This is a genomic window from Coprococcus sp. AM14-16 (genome assembly GCF_003434675.1).
Taxonomy (GTDB): domain Bacteria; phylum Bacillota; class Clostridia; order Lachnospirales; family Lachnospiraceae; genus Coprococcus; species Coprococcus aceti.
Genome location: NZ_QTLL01000001.1, coordinates 979,732 through 996,439 on the forward strand (window position 1 = coordinate 979,732; position 16,708 = coordinate 996,439).

16 protein-coding genes are annotated in these 16,708 nt (G+C 44.6%); 2 read left to right on the top strand and 14 right to left on the bottom strand.

The annotated features are described in order from the left end of the window. Nucleotides 1-17: 17 nt before the first annotated feature. From DW159_RS04375 to DW159_RS04400, 6 genes are all read right to left on the bottom strand, one after another. Nucleotides 18-815 carry a phosphatidate cytidylyltransferase gene (locus DW159_RS04375; protein WP_117549062.1) on the bottom strand — a complete coding sequence of 266 codons (798 nt, stop codon included), beginning with the start codon at nucleotides 813-815 and terminating at the stop codon, nucleotides 18-20. 21 nt (nucleotides 816-836) lie between these two features. Then, nucleotides 837-1,565 (bottom strand): isoprenyl transferase, encoded by a 729-nt coding sequence (locus tag DW159_RS04380; RefSeq protein WP_117549063.1) that lies wholly within the window; start codon nucleotides 1,563-1,565, stop codon nucleotides 837-839. A 45-nt stretch (nucleotides 1,566-1,610) separates the two neighbouring features. Continuing rightward, complete coding sequence (frr, locus tag DW159_RS04385; RefSeq protein ID WP_015534829.1) at nucleotides 1,611-2,156, bottom strand: ribosome recycling factor; 546 nt, start codon at nucleotides 2,154-2,156, stop codon at nucleotides 1,611-1,613. 45 nt (nucleotides 2,157-2,201) lie between these two features. After that, nucleotides 2,202-2,900, bottom strand: a complete 699-nt coding sequence (gene pyrH, locus DW159_RS04390; RefSeq protein ID WP_055145001.1) for a UMP kinase — start codon at nucleotides 2,898-2,900, stop codon at nucleotides 2,202-2,204. A gap of 250 nt (nucleotides 2,901-3,150) precedes the next feature. Continuing rightward, on the bottom strand, nucleotides 3,151-4,563 hold the full coding sequence (locus DW159_RS04395; RefSeq protein ID WP_117549064.1) for an LCP family protein: 1,413 nt from the start codon (nucleotides 4,561-4,563) through the stop codon (nucleotides 3,151-3,153). Between the two features lie 119 nt (nucleotides 4,564-4,682). Then, a complete protein-coding gene (locus DW159_RS04400; RefSeq protein ID WP_055224117.1) occupies nucleotides 4,683-5,495 on the bottom strand; it encodes a Cof-type HAD-IIB family hydrolase in 813 nt (270 codons plus the stop codon). 122 nt (nucleotides 5,496-5,617) lie between these two features. Here DW159_RS04400 and DW159_RS04405 point away from each other — a divergent pair, with 122 nt between their 5' ends. Beyond that, nucleotides 5,618-6,016 (top strand): 23S rRNA (pseudouridine(1915)-N(3))-methyltransferase RlmH, encoded by a 399-nt coding sequence (locus DW159_RS04405; protein ID WP_015534825.1) that lies wholly within the window; start codon nucleotides 5,618-5,620, stop codon nucleotides 6,014-6,016. Nucleotides 6,017-6,022: 6 nt separating this feature from the next. On the opposite strand, the gene DW159_RS04410 is transcribed toward DW159_RS04405, so the two are convergent. Then, nucleotides 6,023-6,478 carry a 23S rRNA (pseudouridine(1915)-N(3))-methyltransferase RlmH gene (locus tag DW159_RS04410; protein ID WP_117549065.1) on the bottom strand — a complete coding sequence of 152 codons (456 nt, stop codon included), beginning with the start codon at nucleotides 6,476-6,478 and terminating at the stop codon, nucleotides 6,023-6,025. Between the two features lie 15 nt (nucleotides 6,479-6,493). Continuing rightward, nucleotides 6,494-7,942: a hypothetical protein gene (locus DW159_RS04415; protein ID WP_117549066.1), complete on the bottom strand. Its 1,449-nt coding sequence runs from the start codon at nucleotides 7,940-7,942 to the stop codon at nucleotides 6,494-6,496. 272 nt (nucleotides 7,943-8,214) lie between these two features. On the opposite strand from DW159_RS04415, the gene DW159_RS04420 reads away from it, so the two are divergent. Beyond that, the gene (locus DW159_RS04420) at nucleotides 8,215-10,239 is read left to right on the top strand and encodes a Na/Pi cotransporter family protein (protein ID WP_242992612.1); all 2,025 of its coding nucleotides are present in this window, start codon (nucleotides 8,215-8,217) and stop codon (nucleotides 10,237-10,239) included. A 110-nt stretch (nucleotides 10,240-10,349) separates the two neighbouring features. Here DW159_RS04420 and DW159_RS04425 read toward each other — a convergent pair whose 3' ends face one another. The 6 genes from DW159_RS04425 to rlmN all read right to left on the bottom strand — a co-directional run bounded on the left by DW159_RS04425 (nucleotide 10,350) and on the right by rlmN (nucleotide 16,695). Next, entirely contained in the window at nucleotides 10,350-11,012 is a 663-nt protein-coding gene (locus tag DW159_RS04425) for a thiamine diphosphokinase (RefSeq protein ID WP_015534822.1), read from the bottom strand. Nucleotides 11,013-11,034: 22 nt separating this feature from the next. Continuing rightward, nucleotides 11,035-11,697: a ribulose-phosphate 3-epimerase gene (gene rpe, locus DW159_RS04430; RefSeq protein WP_117549067.1), complete on the bottom strand. Its 663-nt coding sequence runs from the start codon at nucleotides 11,695-11,697 to the stop codon at nucleotides 11,035-11,037. Beyond that, nucleotides 11,697-12,569, bottom strand: a complete 873-nt coding sequence (gene rsgA, locus DW159_RS04435; RefSeq protein WP_117549456.1) for a ribosome small subunit-dependent GTPase A — start codon at nucleotides 12,567-12,569, stop codon at nucleotides 11,697-11,699. The genes rpe and rsgA overlap by 1 nt, the downstream gene beginning before the upstream one ends. A 14-nt stretch (nucleotides 12,570-12,583) precedes the next feature. Further along, on the bottom strand, nucleotides 12,584-14,794 hold the full coding sequence (gene pknB / locus DW159_RS04440; protein ID WP_117549068.1) for a Stk1 family PASTA domain-containing Ser/Thr kinase: 2,211 nt from the start codon (nucleotides 14,792-14,794) through the stop codon (nucleotides 12,584-12,586). Between the two features lie 6 nt (nucleotides 14,795-14,800). Beyond that, nucleotides 14,801-15,535, bottom strand: a complete 735-nt coding sequence (locus DW159_RS04445; RefSeq protein ID WP_015534819.1) for a Stp1/IreP family PP2C-type Ser/Thr phosphatase — start codon at nucleotides 15,533-15,535, stop codon at nucleotides 14,801-14,803. Nucleotides 15,536-15,618: 83 nt separating this feature from the next. Continuing rightward, nucleotides 15,619-16,695: a 23S rRNA (adenine(2503)-C(2))-methyltransferase RlmN gene (rlmN, locus tag DW159_RS04450; protein ID WP_015534818.1), complete on the bottom strand. Its 1,077-nt coding sequence runs from the start codon at nucleotides 16,693-16,695 to the stop codon at nucleotides 15,619-15,621. Nucleotides 16,696-16,708: the final 13 nt, after the last annotated feature.

A 16,708-nucleotide genomic window follows, 5' to 3' on the forward strand; every position in this document is an offset into this window, starting at 1 on the left:
ACTGCCCATCATGTATCCTACAGCAGATATACAAGCAGATAATAAATTATCGGTGCTGTAAATATTATGCTGTCAAATCTGTCCAATATTCCTCCGTGACCCGGAATCAGCTTTCCGTAGTCCTTGATGTCGTTATTTCTCTTTATCGCAGATGCTGCCAGATCTCCAATAACCGCCGGAAGTGCACCGACAGCGCCGACAACTGCAAAAAGTAATGGCGCATAGTTCATGGTGTCTACATACTTATCAAACAGTATGCCAAACACTGCTCCGAATACACCTGCTCCAACGATACCGCCGATAAGACCCTCTATGCTCTTCTTAGGGCTGAGCACAGGTGCCATCTTGTGCTTTCCGAAGGCTCTTCCCACGAAGTAAGCACATGTATCATTTATCCATGAGCTGACAAATATCAACAGGACAAGTACCAGTCCATGCTCCATGTTTCTTATGAGATATACAAATGACAGCATGACACTTACATAGAAGAAATCCATAAATGCCGCCATGATCTGTTTATCGCTGTATGTTGGGAATGTCAGCACATACACAGCAAGCATAACCAATAAATATACGACCATCATAGGAACAATAATGTCCATACGATCCAGGTATATGGCTATATAATACAGAACTGTCGCCAGGTAACACACGATTCCCGGAGTCTTCTTGTTCACTCCGTATACTCTGAGCAGCTCCATATTGCCCACAAGGGATACCAGAGCCATAAGGCCGCATGTTACTATCCCTCCAAAATATAATGTGATGGCCAGTATCACTACCAGAACCGCACCACTTATCACTCTCTGTTTCATTAACTAATATCCTCCGGATAACTATTTTGCATCTCCGAATCTTCTCTCTCTCTTATTGTAGTACCTCACGGCTTCTATCAGAGAATCCATGTCAAAATCAGGCCACAGTGTATCTGTGAAATAAAACTCAGAATATGCAAGCTGCCATGGGAGGAAGTTGGATGTTCTCTCCTCACCGCTTGTCCTTATTAGCAGATCAGGATCAGGCACACCCTTTGTGTCGAGATATTCCGCAAACAGGCTCTCGTCAATGTCATCCGCACTGATCTTTCCCGCATCGGCATCCTTCATGATCTTCTTCACCGCCCTGACAATCTCATCACGTCCACCGTAGTTTATCGCTATATGGAACTGAAGTCCTGTATTCCCCGCAGTCTCCCTCTCCAGATCATCCATCTTCTGAACTATATCCTCCGGGAGGCCCTCGCGCTTACCTATGAGGTTAACCTTCATGTTGGCGTTGTTAGATCTCTCTATACTGTCAACCAGGTACTTTCTGAAAAGATTCATGATACCTGTGACTTCCTCAACAGACCTCTTCCAGTTCTCCGTGGAAAAAGCATACACTGTGAGATACTTTATTCCAAGCCTATCGCAATTTTCACATATAGCCTCAAGAGCCTTCGCACCCTCTGCGTGTCCATAGTTCCTGGGAAGAAATCTCTTCTTTGCCCATCTGCCATTTCCATCCATGATCACAGCCACGTGCTCCGGCACATTAAGTAATTCTCCGTTAATCTCTCTCTTCATATTCTCTCCGCATTCCATTTTAGGGATACATCATATCCATGATTATTATACTGTCATGATCTCCTTGGATTTTGACTCAACAGCCTTGTCGATCTGACCAACGTACTTATCTGTGAGCTTCTGGATCTTGTCCTCGTTGTCCTTGAGCTCATCCTCGCTTATGTCTCCGTTCTTCTCCATCTTCTTGATGGCATCGTTGGCATCACGTCTGATGTTTCTTATAGCGACCTTTGCGCCCTCACCCTTCTTCTTGATATCCTTGACGAGCTCTTTTCTTCTGTCCTCTGTGAGCTCTGGGAAGTTGAGGATGATGTTTCTTCCATCGTTGTTAGGTGTGATTCCAAGATCAGAATTCATGATAGCCTTCTCTATCTCCTTGACAAGTGATGGCTCCCATGGTGCGATGACCAGTGTTCTGGCCTCTGGAACAGTTATATTTGCAAGCTGCTGCATAGGTGTTGGAACTCCATAATACTCAACCTTGATCTTGTTGAGGATGTTAGGGTTCGCTCTTCCTGCTCTGATGGTAGCATACTCAGCCTCAAGATTCTCAACTGACTTCTGCATCTTCTCTTCGTACTGTGTTAACATGATTCATTCCTCCTGGATTATATATTTTTCTTATTATTTTCCCTTTTATTCCGCATTCACATATGTTCCGGTGAAACCGCCTGTAACGGCTTTCACTATGCTGTTCTCATCATTCAGGCCAAACAGCATCATAGGCATCTTGTTCTCCATAGCAAGAACTGCTGAGGCAAGATCTATTACTCCGAGCTTGTTATCTACTATATCGCTCATCTTCATGCTGTCATACTTCTTAGCGTTCGGATTGGTCTTTGGATCACTGTCATATACTCCATCGATGGCCTTACCTGAAAGAATGACATCTGCCTGAACCTCTATTGCCATAAGCACTGTCGCCATATCTGTTGAGAAATATGGATGGCCGATTCCACCTGCAAAAAATACGACATCTCCCTGCTCCATATATGCGATTGCCTTGTCCTTGTCAAAAAGCTCAGTCATATTACCACATACAAATGGTGTCATGATGTGTGTCTTTATTCCGCAGCTTCTGAAGCTGTCCGCTGTGTAGATACAGTTCATGACAGTTGCCAACATTCCTATGGAATCCGCCTTAACTCTGTCCATGTTGTCTGAAGTTCTTCCTCTCCAGAAGTTTCCTCCTCCTATTACTACACATACCTGTATTCCCTTGTCTACTATCTGCTTTACCTGATTGGACACATCTCTGACTGTCTCCTCGTCAAAACCATGTTTCTTATCACCGGCAAGAGCTTCACCGCTCATCTTGAGCAGAATTCTGTCCATCTTCATATCGCGATCCATCCTTTGTGTTCATATTTTATTATTCATATTATATATCGTCATATCCTAGCATGATAACCCATGCAGACATCTGCCTGACGACCTGATTCATTATAGCACATACCCTTTACATTTCAAAGTAAAAAAGAAAGGCACATATCACTGTGTACACGTGCATATGATATGTGCCTTGCTGTTATGCTTATTTCTGTTATATGTCACCCGACATCCTGCTTTCAGATCCCAGATATCATCAATAGCCATCAGAATAATCTGACTCCGTCGATACAATGGAATCCACATCATCCTGAACTGTAAATGTATCAAGATCAAGCTGATTCTCACAGCCTGAATCATTGATGATGTTGTAGCTTATATTCTGTACGGTAGCTGACGGTGTATAATTCATGTCGTCGAACAGGAATCTGTGAAGTGCTGTGACATTCGTTGCGAGATCACAGGCAACGACATAGCTCACCTCATCCATGGTAGGACTGGCGATGGTAAACGGGAATCCTGTTGTAGTAGACAGCTTGTAGTTGAAGCAGGATTTTGCCATATCAATGATCTCTTCCTCTGTAAGGCTTGATGCAACATCATCCACAACCACGTTGATACAATCAAGCAGCTTGGAGATTCCTGCTGTCTTTGCCGCCTCTATCATCTTGGAGATAACTGTTCTCTGTCTCCATGTTCTTGTTATATCACCCTCATCTGTACTTCTGATTCTTGAGTAGGCTGTAGCCTGCACACCGTTCAGATGAACGACACCTGTGTCATATACATAATCTGAATAAATACCATTTACACCCATCTGCTCGTCAATACACTGGTTGAGCTTATAAAGCTCCTCCTCCTTCAGCTCTATATCAATTCCACCCAGGGCATCGATGGCTTCTGTGAGGGCTGTGAAATTGACCGCAACGTAATCTGTTATATTCAGGTCAAGGTTCTTATTTATCATATTGACAGCGCCCTGTGCTCCGCCGTATGCGTATGCATGAGCTGCCTTCTCGTATGACTGGCTGTCATTACAGAGCTCAAGGTAAGTATCTCTGTACAGTGAGAGAAGCTTGACCTCCTGTGTATCATTGTTGATGCTACAGATGATTATACTGTCTGAACGCACTCCTTCGTCAACCATGCCTGCATCTCTGGTATCTATACCAAACAATGCGATGTTGGTGTATCCTGTCATCTTCTTGACTGTTTCTTCATCCAGATCCTCATTTATATGAGTGTCCTTCAGCTCTTTGTACTGCATCTTGTTATATGTGTTGTTGATGTACGACTTCACAAACAGAACGCCTATGACTATGGCTGCAACAACCTCGATTGCAAGTATGATTCCCCATACTCTGTTCTTTTTCTTTCTCTTCTGATCCTTCATATCCTGCTCTTCTTCCGCATATTCATCTTCATAATATTCATCATCCGATGTATAAGCTTCCTCTTCTGATGCCGCATCCTCTTCATCGTCTGCGCCCGGTCCAAATGCGCTGTCGGAATAATCATCCTTTGCAATACCGGTTCTGCCATGATCATCTGAATAATCATCGGCATCGTCATCGTAATCATCTTCATCGTCAAAAAGCATCTCTCCGGCATATCTGCCCTTAACACGCTTCATATCATCGTCATCATGACCACTCATTTTATTTCCCATATTTTTCTCCTAAATATCGAATGTATCTGTCAAAATTTAACTCATATAGCAATACATTTTACTACAAATATCTCATCAATTCAACGGGATACACATAATTCACACATTTTTATACTTGATCAGTCAGCCAGGATAAACTTGTCCACCACCGGCACAAGTCCGTCCTCGTCATTTGACAATGTTATATAATCGGCATGTTCCTTCACTATGTCCTGTGCATTTGCCATGGCGACTCCCACCCCGGCATACTCTATCATCGTGAGGTCATTATATCCGTCACCGCACGCCACAAGATCCTTTCTGTCCATATCAAGGACCTCAAGAAGCTTCTCAAGGGATGTTGCCTTGTGAACATTTGGCGGCATGATCTCCACAAAATATGGCTCCGAGCGGAATATGTTAAGCTGATCACCGAACTTTTCTGCTAGCTCCTGCTCTATCTTCTCCGCCTTGTCAGGATCTGCGGTAAGAAGACATTTGTTGAGAGGGAAATCGATATATTCCCTGAAGTTATCTATCCTCATGATCTCCATATGATTGATACTTGCCTCAAATGTCATGTATCCGTCTATATCAGTTCCGGTTATAACTCGGTCTCCATCATATGTCACCATTCCGCAGCCCGCTTTCAGACAGTAATCATATATATCCCTCACCACATCATTGTCAAGCACAGCCTGATATACCACCTCACCGGTACTGTAATCGACGATCCTTCCGCCGTTGAAAGCAAGCACATATCCGCCAAATCTGTCAAGCTCTATGGTGTCTGCTATCTTCCTTATTCCAGGCAGTGGACGTCCCGATGCTATCGCAACGATATGCCCCTTCTCCTGTGCCTCTATTATTTTCTCCAGCGTTGCCGGAGTAATATCCTTCTGAGTATTTGTCAGCGTTCCGTCAATATCAAGTGCCAGTAATTTTTTACTCATTTTATCCTCCATAATGTTATAACATAATTTGCTATATATTTTCTCCTTGATGCTATATAATGTCATAGTTAGGATGCCGTTACGTCATCCTGCCGCCCATTTCTGACTTTAGGAGAAATCACATGGATATAAACATATACGTTAATCAGAAAAAAATCAACCCTTTGTATCAGAAAGCCATCGCCGAGTACGTCAAGAGACTTTCTCCATACTGTACTCTGTCTATAGTATGTGTTGCAGGGAAAATTAAATGCACATCAGGGAAAAACACCACAAACTACTGCATATCCGGCTCCGATACCATCTCATCTGAGGACTACGCAGCCCGCATCAACAGTCTGACTTCAAGCGGTACCTCAAAGATAAACTTCTACATAGGGTACGATGAATCACTCACAGCTGATATGGAAAATTTCTCTCTCTGTTCAGTACAGCCGTCCGCCGAGATGACTGCCCTCCTGCTGTCCGAGCAGACCTACAGGGCATACACTATCCTGAACAACATAACCTACCACAAATAATCCCTGTCAGCTCCGGCTTATGATCGCAAGCTGCTCCGCCAGCGTCACCCTTATGAGCTGATGCGGAAATGTCATATCCGACACGCTCATCCTGTAATCAGCCCTCCTCACTATATCTGCAGCAAGTCCAAGAGATCCCCCTATCACAAATGTAACCGTGTCATGTCCGCGCTCCGATGCCCTGCGGACCTGATCGGCAAGTCCTTCCGTGGTCGTCTTCTTTCCTTCTATACACAGTGCCATAACATAGTCGTCTCTCCCGATCACATGTCTCAGCCTGTCCGCCTCGGCCTCAATGATCATGGCATTTACCTTGTCGCCAGCCTTCTGAGGTATCCTCTCGTCAGGAACCTCGCATATCTCCAGACGTCCTCTCTTGTCGATCTCCTTCTTATATTCATTTAACATCTGCGTAAAATGCTGTTCCTTTATCCTGCCGACGCAGGCAATCCTGTATATCATATGAACTCCTTCAGATCAGGCCTGATCAGCCCTCATCCTGTCAAATATCTTCAGTTCTTCCTCTGTATTTTTCTGCGTGCACACACTTACTCCAATGGTGAACAGCAGACTCACTGCAAATCCAACCACGTCACCGCTGATACCCGAGTATGCCGCCAGGCTGCCTCCGTTCACAAACGGGAGATATTTCCACATAACAAATGTGAGTATTCCTGCTATTATTCCAGCATACATGCCTTTTCCGGTCGCATGCCTGTACGTCAGTGTACAGAAAAGAGGAGCCGCAAGTGCCGCCGCACACAATCCCCAGTTTTCGGCGATCATATGCTCTCTGTTGAATTCAACAAACTCTGCCACCAGGAAAACGCAGCATCCGGTCAGCACAACAACACCTATATCTATAAGAAGCTTTGCGATTCCACCGGCTCTTGAGATTGCAGGAACAAGCCCTCTTATATGTTCGCATATATTTCTCATGAACGATTCCAGCATTACGACAACCGCCGCTATAAACACCATAAGCGCGGCAAATCTGAACACATACGCATAGGTTCCCGTTCCAAGCAGCTTCTTGAGCATCAGGTTGTACACCTGGAATGAGTTCATATTTGCCCATGCCTTCTCAGGATAGAGCACCGGTACGACCAGAAGTGCCAGTATACAGCTTGAAAGTATTGTGAACCCTTCAAAGATTACAGCCCATATTCTTCCGACATCGAGCTCCTTGATATCCCGGATATTTAAGACACCCTTGTACATCAGCGGCATGGCTATACATCCAAGTCCTACTCCCGTCATGGATATCGCACTTCCTATATCCACTGTTTTGCCATCGTAATACAGTATATTCAGATAAATGCTGGTTCCCCCTGCAAGCCTTGATCTCCTGTAATTGTCAAGTATCTCCCTCGCATCCATCCTGTAAAATACCAGTCCGATCATCGTCAGACATACGATTATAACCATTATGAACACTATTGTCTTGATTATTCCCATCAGCTTATTGTCAACCAGTATGGTGGCAAGGATGAGAAATGACACTATGATGGCAAGGCTTATGCTCTCCGGCATGTCCATAAAATAGGCGACAACCGATACGATAACCTTGAGAACAGACACCAGTATCAGGCAAAGCGTCACTATCCATATGACGGACACCAGATCTTTCAACTTCCATGACCCATATCTTGCTGCGAACAGCTCCGGAGCATTGTGTATCTTTTTAGGGGATATCTCAGCATACGAATTCATACGCTTTGACAGAAATATCCATCCGACAACATTGCCCACGAACAATCCCATGGCCACAAGGCACTGTCCTGCACCATGTATTACTATATTAATAGGTAGCAGAAATATGACCCACAATATTACATCATTGGCGCATACCTGCCCTGCGGTGGACACACCGCCACAGTTCTGCCTTTTGATTCCAAATACTCTCTTATCACTAAAAACAGACATGTATCAGCCACTCCATTCTTTTATCTGAATCTTCGTTATCATTTTTATATAATATACCCTGCTCATTCTACCACAGTTGAAGTTTTGCCGCCACCATCATATTTATTGTGACATTTGCCGAAATGTTACCATCAATTGCATTATTTTTTCAATAGTACAAAAACTAGTGATGTGTTATAATTTGAACCGTATGGGCTTTTACATATTTATTACATATTTTTTACCTGTCAGAAACACAGGTAAAATTCATTTTACTCAGGAGGGCTATAATTTTGGATTTATTTTCTATTTTAACATTGCTCGGAGGCGTAGGTTTATTTCTGTTCGGAATGAATCTCATGGGTGCCTCGCTGAAGAATCTCGCCGGTGGCAGTCTGGAAAAGGTTCTTGAGAAACTTACAACCGGAAAAAATCAGTTCACGGGAACTATCAAGGGTTTTACACTCGGTACAGCCGTAACAGCCATCATTCAGAGTTCGGCAGCAACGACCATCATGCTCATCGGCTTTGTAAATGCCGGAATCATGAAGCTTGGGCAGGCCATACCTGTCGTGTTTGGTGCCAACATCGGTAGTACCGCGACCGCACAGATCCTTCGTCTCGGAGATCTTGCGGAGACTAATATTCTTCTTAAACTTTTAAAACCGTCATCATTTGCTCCTATCCTTATATGTATAGGTGCATTTATCATACTATTTACAAATAACAACAAGAAACGTGATATTGCAAGTATTCTTGTTGGTCTTGGAATCCTCTTTCTCGGCATGAATACCATGGAGGGTGTATTTGCGCCACTCAAGGAATCAGAGAGCTTCCAGAATCTGTTCACATCGTTTAATAACCCATTACTTGGTATTTTAATAGGACTTGTGCTCACAGCCATCATACAGAGTTCATCTGCATCAGTAGGTATACTCCAGGCCATTTCGTCCACAGGCGTCGTTACATACGGAACAGCCATTCCTATCATTATCGGTCAGAACATCGGTAAGTGTATGACCATTATCCTCGGGGGAATCGGTGCGAACAAGAAGGCAAAGAGAGTTTCTCTCTCATATCTTCTCTTTAACATATTCGGAGCTGTGTTCTTTGTTATTGTCATATACGGACTTCAGCTTTTCATAGACATGCCTTTCATGGACAAGGTCGTAAACCGTGGTAACATTGCAAACGTCCACTTCCTGTTCAACTTTATCATAAGCCTGATACTTCTGCCATTCTCCAATCAGGTGGCAAAACTTACAGGAAAGATCATCAGGGACGACGAGGAGTCCAAGATCGACAAAGAGCTCGCCACACTGGATCCGAGACTTATCGCTACCCCTTCCATCGCTATTTCACAGGCAAGAAATGTCATGTTTGCCATGGCTGACTGCATAAGAGAGAACTTTGCAATAGCATGCAGACTCATCAGTGATTTCAATGAAGAAGATGCCGCCAAACTCGAGGAGAATGAGGATTTCATAGACAAATGTGAGAGCTCACTCAACAACTTCCTCCTCAAGGTAACATCACAGAACAACATGTCCAGATCCGAACGACTTGATGTGTCTGAGCTTCTGAACAGTCTGAGTGATATGGAAAGGATTGGTGACCACTGTGAGAATCTTCTCGTTGTATCGAGAAATATAATAGATCAGAAGATAAACTTCTCAGATCAGGGAATGAAGGAGATCCATACAGCGCTCAAGGCGACTAACAATATTATTGATATGACTCTGAACGCCTTCAAGGAGGACGATCTTCAGGCAATATCAAGAATAGAGCCACTTGCACAGACCATCAGCGAGATAACAGAGCTTATAAAGGATCACCACGTTGTGAGACTTCAGATGGGCGAATGTGGTATCCCTGGAGGATTTGCACTGGTTGACATTCTCACAAGTCTTGACAGGATCGGAAGCCACTGTAAGAACATCGGCCTTCACATTGCCAAGAAGATCAGGGGTATCCATATGGACGAGATGCACGGACACATCTACATCACCGGATACAAGACATCTGAGGAATACAAGGCTCTGTATGCATATTATTCATCCATGTATGCCGATCCGATAACAGAAGGCTTTGATGCAAGCATCCGCGAACTCCGTGAGTTAACAACACCTGATGAACCTGATAACAAAGCTAAGGTTTCCGGCGACGAGCAAAAGAATGAGTCAAGGAACAACCAGAAGTCCGACCTGAAGAAAAAGTCATCAGCAAAAAACAAAGTAGCCGACAGGCACGAAAAGATAAAAGAAAAGATAAATGAGAAATATCCTGAAAAGGGTAAAAAGAACTCCAAGAAAAAGTAAAGGAATATAACAAACTGCTATGTGAAAAAGCTCTGCACAGATAATACACTGTGCAGAGCTTTTTCGTTATATTTATATTGTAGTTTATATGCCTGGTCTTTTAAACCATATCAGTCACGGCTGTAATTGACGATCATATAGCCATCTTCTATCTCTATCCTTGCATCCTCCGATACAACCCGGTTGCTCACTCCAAGGCTGTCTCCTATCTCAAATGTACGATTCTCCACGTTGTATTCAAACCCTGTAAGTGTTACCCCCGTGACGCATCCACCGTACGGTATAAAAGATATATAATCGTATCCCTCCAGCCGGCTTATTCCGGCACTGGAATTTATCATGGTTATTACATTATGGTCATCCTCTATATACGCATTTACGCCTTTATCCGCACATTCCTTGAGTAGCCCTATGTTTGCCATTGTGTGATCAAGTCTTGTTCCTGTGGCCCCCGATATATAAATATCCGTAGCACCTTCCTCCATGGCATGCATGATGGCTACATGAGTATCCGTGAAGTCCTTGTGTGTGTCCAGATCAACAAACTGTATGGAGTGCATCTTTTTAGCCATCTTCCTGTACACGCCCACAGTCACCTTGCTGGCTGAATCGAAGTCACCCACGATCACATCTGGTACTATTCCTATCTTATTGCAGGTCTCTATACCCTTGTCCACAGCTATCACTCTGCTGCTTTCAAGGTGTCTGTCCATGATTTCCTGAAGTGAATACAGATCAACTCTGCCTCCGGATATTATAATATAACTCTTCATATCACTATTTGCCCTTTATTATCTATGCCTCATATTTCTCAAATACTTTGAGAAAGCTGCAGCTGTTCTCATAAGCATCTCCGCCAAATACCGCAGAACCGGCAACTATGACATTTGCACCGGCTTCTATGACGTCACCCACATTCTTCAGATTGACTCCACCATCCACCTCTATATTGAGCTCAAGGCCTCTGTCATCTGCCATTTTTCTGACCTCAGCCACCTTTCTGAGTGCTGAAGGAATAAATGACTGTCCGCCGAATCCCGGATTGACACTCATAACAAGTACCATATCCAGATCGTCTATCACATAGTCAAGCACTGATACAGGAGTTGCCGGATTGAGTGCCACTCCGGCCTTCATTCCAAGCTCATGTATCCTGGCAACGGTTCTGTGCAGATGCTTACAGCTCTCTGCATGTACGGTTACCCAGTCAGCACCTGCCTTCTTGAAATCCTCAAGATATCTGTCCGGCTCCTCTATCATGAGATGCACGTCAAATATCATGTTCGTCTCTTTTCTGAGACACTTTATGACAGGCGCACCAAATGATATGTTCGGAACAAACGCACCGTCCATAACGTCAAGGTGCAGCGCAGGAACTTTCGCTCTGTCAAGCTCCGCAATGCCGTCCGCAATATGTGCAAAATCAACTGACAATAATGAAGGTGAAAGAATTATCATTACCATTTCCTCTTTTCTTTTAAGTCGTTATATATCATTACATAATCTTCGTATCTTATACGGCTTATCTCTCCGTCCGCAACCGCCTGCTTTACCAGACAATCCGGCTCACTGACATGATTGCACATGTTGAATCTGCACTCTCCCGTATATGCCGCAATATCCGGGAAATACTCCTTGAGATCCTCCGCCTCTATGGAATCAACATAGAGCGATGAAAAGCCCGGGGTGTCCATAATATATGTCCTGCCGCCAATGTGCATGAGCTCAGAATGTCTCGTGGTGTGCTTGCCACGCTTTATCTTGTCACTTATAGCGCCTGTCTGGGCCTCCGCCTCTGGCTTGATCGCATTGAGAGTAGACGACTTGCCGACTCCCGATGGCCCCGCAAACACCGTTGTGCGGTCTTTTATGATCTCCCTGAGCCTGTCTATGCCCTCGCCTTCCCTGGCGCTTATAAAGATTGTCTCATACCCGCTCTTGCTGTATGATCTGCAAGCCTCCATATTGTCCGGCGAAAGATCCGTCTTGTTAAAACAAATGATAGTCTCAACACCGCTTTTCTCCATGCTGACAAGGAATCTGTCAAGCAGGTTAAAGTTCGGCTCAGGCTCGCTCACGGCAAATATTATGATCGTCTGATCCACATTTGCCACAGCAGGTCTTATTAAAGAGTTAAATCTAGGCAATATCTCAACGATATTACCTAGATTGTTCTCAGGATCAAGTATCTCTATATTCACATTATCTCCGACAAGGGGCTTGATCTTTTTGTTTCTGAAGATGCCCTTCGCCTTACATTCGTACAAATGTCCATCCTCGGCGTCTATATAATAGAATCCACCGATTCCTTTGATTATCTTTCCTGATATGATCTCTGCCACTACTAATTACTCTCCTGTGTAAATGTAGCGGACAAACCGCCCGTGTTAAAGCTTGATGTGACATCTATTCCCTCTGAATCCGTGATGGTCACAGAGAATGATCCCTGGTTGCTCTCAAGTCCTGTAGGACCCTCAACTCCATCTATATTGATAGGGAAGTCTCCTGCACCAGCCTTGCCGCTGTATACAGAGAATGTCTGTCTGCCTATTGTGTATGAGATGTCAACTGTCACACTTCCAAATGTATCAAAATCAAACTCTATATTCGATATTGAACCGCTGAAAGATACAGAGTATGTAACCTTCTGAGGTCCCTTACTGACAACATATGACACGGTAGTTCCCTCGTCAACCTCAGTGTTGACCTCAGGATCCTGTGATATTACCTGGCCTTCCTTCACATCATCGCTGTACTCATAGCTTGGATTGCCTACCATGTTGACCTCCTGAAGCTTATCTGCTGCATCTGCCTCAGACATACCCTTGAGGTTAGGAACTGCGATCTTCTTCGTCTCCTTACCGTTACTGATGATTATCTTGACTGTTGAGCCCTCCTCAACCTCTGTTCCGGCAACAGGATCTGAGGATATTACATGATCCTTCTCAACATTATCATCGTACGCATAGCCATGTGTTACCTTAAGTCCTGCCTCCTCGAGCAATGTTGTGGCCTGACTGTCCTCATATCCGAAAACATCCGGCACCTTGGTCTTTTCCTTGCCCGATGACACGTAAATAGTTATCTGTGTGTCCTTTGTTATGGATGTTCCATCATCTATACTCTGTGATATTACATAGCCCTTCTCAACTGTGGCATCTGTCTTCTCCACAAATGTATAGTTGGTGAAGCCATTCTTCTTCATCTGCTCCTCAGCCGCAGTCTTATACAGACCTACTACATTGACCATAGGTACTGTCTCCTGTGCAGTTGTGTCGTTCGCTCCCTCTGTGGTTATGACATCGGTGCTTTCCTCCGTCTTACCCTTACCGCCCAGAATATTCCAGCCGGCTATCTTGCCTATGAGAAGTATGGCAAGTATGGCAAGAACCACCGCGATGGCAATACTTGATACCATGATTATCTTCTTAAGTCTTGGATCAAGCTCCTCTTCTCCATCGTATTCCTGCTCCTGTTCTCCATCATCTGCCACTGACTCGTCCGTATCATCCTCTTCATCGTCGTCATCTGGGAACAGATCGTCGAACTGTGACGGCGGCATAACTGGCACGTTAGCCTTGATCTCTGACGTTCTCGGACTTACAGGTGGAATCTCCGTAGTATCTGCCTTATCGACCTGTCTTCCGGTCTTGATCATCTCCATCTCCTGCTTTGTCATCTCAATGGTAGGGGATGTAGGAACGCTGGTCTTAGGCACCACTATACAATCTATATTAGGATTCTCTTTTACTCTGTTGAGATCAGCTATAAGCGCATTTGCTGTGAGATATCGTCTCTCCGGCTTCTTCTGTGTACACTTTCTTATGATCTTCTCAAGGCTTGTAGGTATATCCGGGTAATACTCCCTAGGTGATACCATCTCGCCCTGAATGTGCATCAGCGCTATAGCCACATTGTTCTCGCCTTCAAATGGAACATGTCCTGTGAGCATCTCATACATGGTGATACCGAGTGAATAAATATCACTTCTCTCATCTGAGAATCCGCCCCTTGCCTGCTCCGGTGATATGTAGTGAACACTACCCATCGCATTTGTCGTGGTCGTGCTTGACGATGCGGCTCTTGCGATTCCGAAATCAGTAACCTTCAGCGTGCCGTTGTTCGACATGATGATGTTCTGAGGCTTTATATCTCTGTGTATCGTGTGATGCTCATGGGCTGCCTGAAGTCCCTGGGCTATCTGTATGGCAAAATCGATCGCCTGCATAGGCTCTATTCTGCCGTGGGCCTGTATATATTCCTTGAGGGTGGTTCCCTCCACAAGCTCCATTACTATATAATATATTCCGTTGTCCTCACCGACATCGTATACATTCACAATATTAGGATGTGACAGCCCCGCCGCAGACTGGGCCTCTATCCTGAACTTTGTAACAAAATTAACGTCTGAGCTGAACTCAGGCTTAAGCACCTTTATGGCAACATATCTGTTTAACACATGACATTTTGCCTTATATACCTCTGACATACCGCCAGATCCAACCAATTCTATGATCTCATAACGACCGCTGAGCATCGTTCCCGGATTTAACATACCAATTTATTCCTCCCAATCTATCGCAGCTACAACGGCAGATATATTGTCCTTGCCGCCGTAGTAATTCGCTCTCTCCACCAGCTTCTCACCGACTGTCTTAAGATCATCCGACTCTGATACAATGTCCCGAATCTCGTCGTCCTCTATCATGTTCGACAAACCATCAGAACATAGAAGGATCTTATCATCCGCTGAAAGTTCTACTTCAAAGAAATCCGGAACCACATCATCACCTATTCCAAGTGCTCGGGTTATAATGTTCTTCTCTGGATGATTCCGTCCCTTATTCCTGTCGAGCTGACCATTCCTTATCAGCTCCTCAACCAATGAGTGATCAAGTGTGACCTGTCTTATCTCATTGTTAACTATATATAATCTGCTGTCACCTATATTCGCGACATACATGATTCCATCATCGATCACTGCAGCTACAAATGTCGTTCCCATACCTGCGTAATCCTCCGGATTGCTGAGCGCAAGCTTATACACCTTGTCATTGGCATATATTATCGCCCTCTTGAGCAGCGATACAGGATTGCTTATCTCGCTTTCACTTATATATTCAACTGCGGCTTCAATCGCCGTTCTGGATGCAACGTCCCCGGCCTTATGACCGCCCATGCCATCCGCAACTATGTACAGATTGCTGATAGCCCCTATTGGCTCATCTGTATAAAATATGCTGTCCTGATTCATGGAACGCTTTTTTCCAACATCTGTTATTCCAAATGATTTCATATATTCTCTCCATCAGCCTAAAATATTATCTGATACGCCACCTTGCCTATTTTAGCACAACACATAAAAAAGAACAAGACGAACTATTTATCCGTCTTGTTCTCCTCCTCATATTTACGGCGGAGCTGTCCGCACGCTGCGTCTATGTCACGCCCCATGCTTCTTCGCACCGTAGCTGTTATCTGGTTTCTCTCCAGAATATTTTTGAAATTCTCAATGGCGCTGTTATCCGCCCTCTCGTAATCCCTCTCCTTGATCGGATTTACGGGGATGAGGTTCACATGGCAGTTTCTTCCCCTTATGAGACGCGCCAACTCGCATGCCTTCTCAGGGCTGTCATTCTGCCCTTTTACAAGAGAATACTCAAATGTTATCCTCCTGCCCGTCCTATCAAAGTAATAATCACAGGCGTCCAGAACCTCTGCAATGCTGTATCTGTTGGCTATCGGCATGAGTGCCCTTCTGTCCTCGTCATTTGGCGCGTGAAGCGACAATGCAAATGTAATGGAAAGCCCCATATCCGCAAGCCTCTTTATCTCAGGCACTAAACCGCAGCTCGACACTGTGACATTTCTCTGGCTTATGTTCAGTCCATTCTCGTCCGTCAGCATCTCTATGAACCTGACAAGATTGTCAAAGTTATCCAGCGGCTCTCCTGTTCCCATCACGACCACATTTGACACACGCTCACCTGTTATCTTCTGGATGCTGTATATCTGTGACAGCATCTCGGACGCTGTGAGATTCCTCACCAGCCCGCCTATGGTCGATGCACAGAACCTGCAGCCCATACGGCAGCCCACCTGGGATGATATGCACACGGAATTGCCATGCTTGTACTTCATGAGCACGCTCTCTATTACATTCCCATCATGGAGTCTGAACAGGAATTTATTTGTGCCGTCATCCTCTGAAATGAGTCTGGTGACAACGCTCACACCATATATTCCATATTCATCCATCTTCTCTCTGAGGCTTTTCGGCAGATTGGTCATCTCCTCCGTTCCGTCCGCAAGCTTCACATGAAACCACTGATATATCTGCTTCGCCCTGAATGCCGGCTGACCGGCACCGGTGACCCAGTTCCTGAGTTCTTCCATATTCATTGATTTCAGATCCGGCTGTCTAATATCCTTATCTTCTCTATCCTTTACTTCCATACTCTGTCCAATC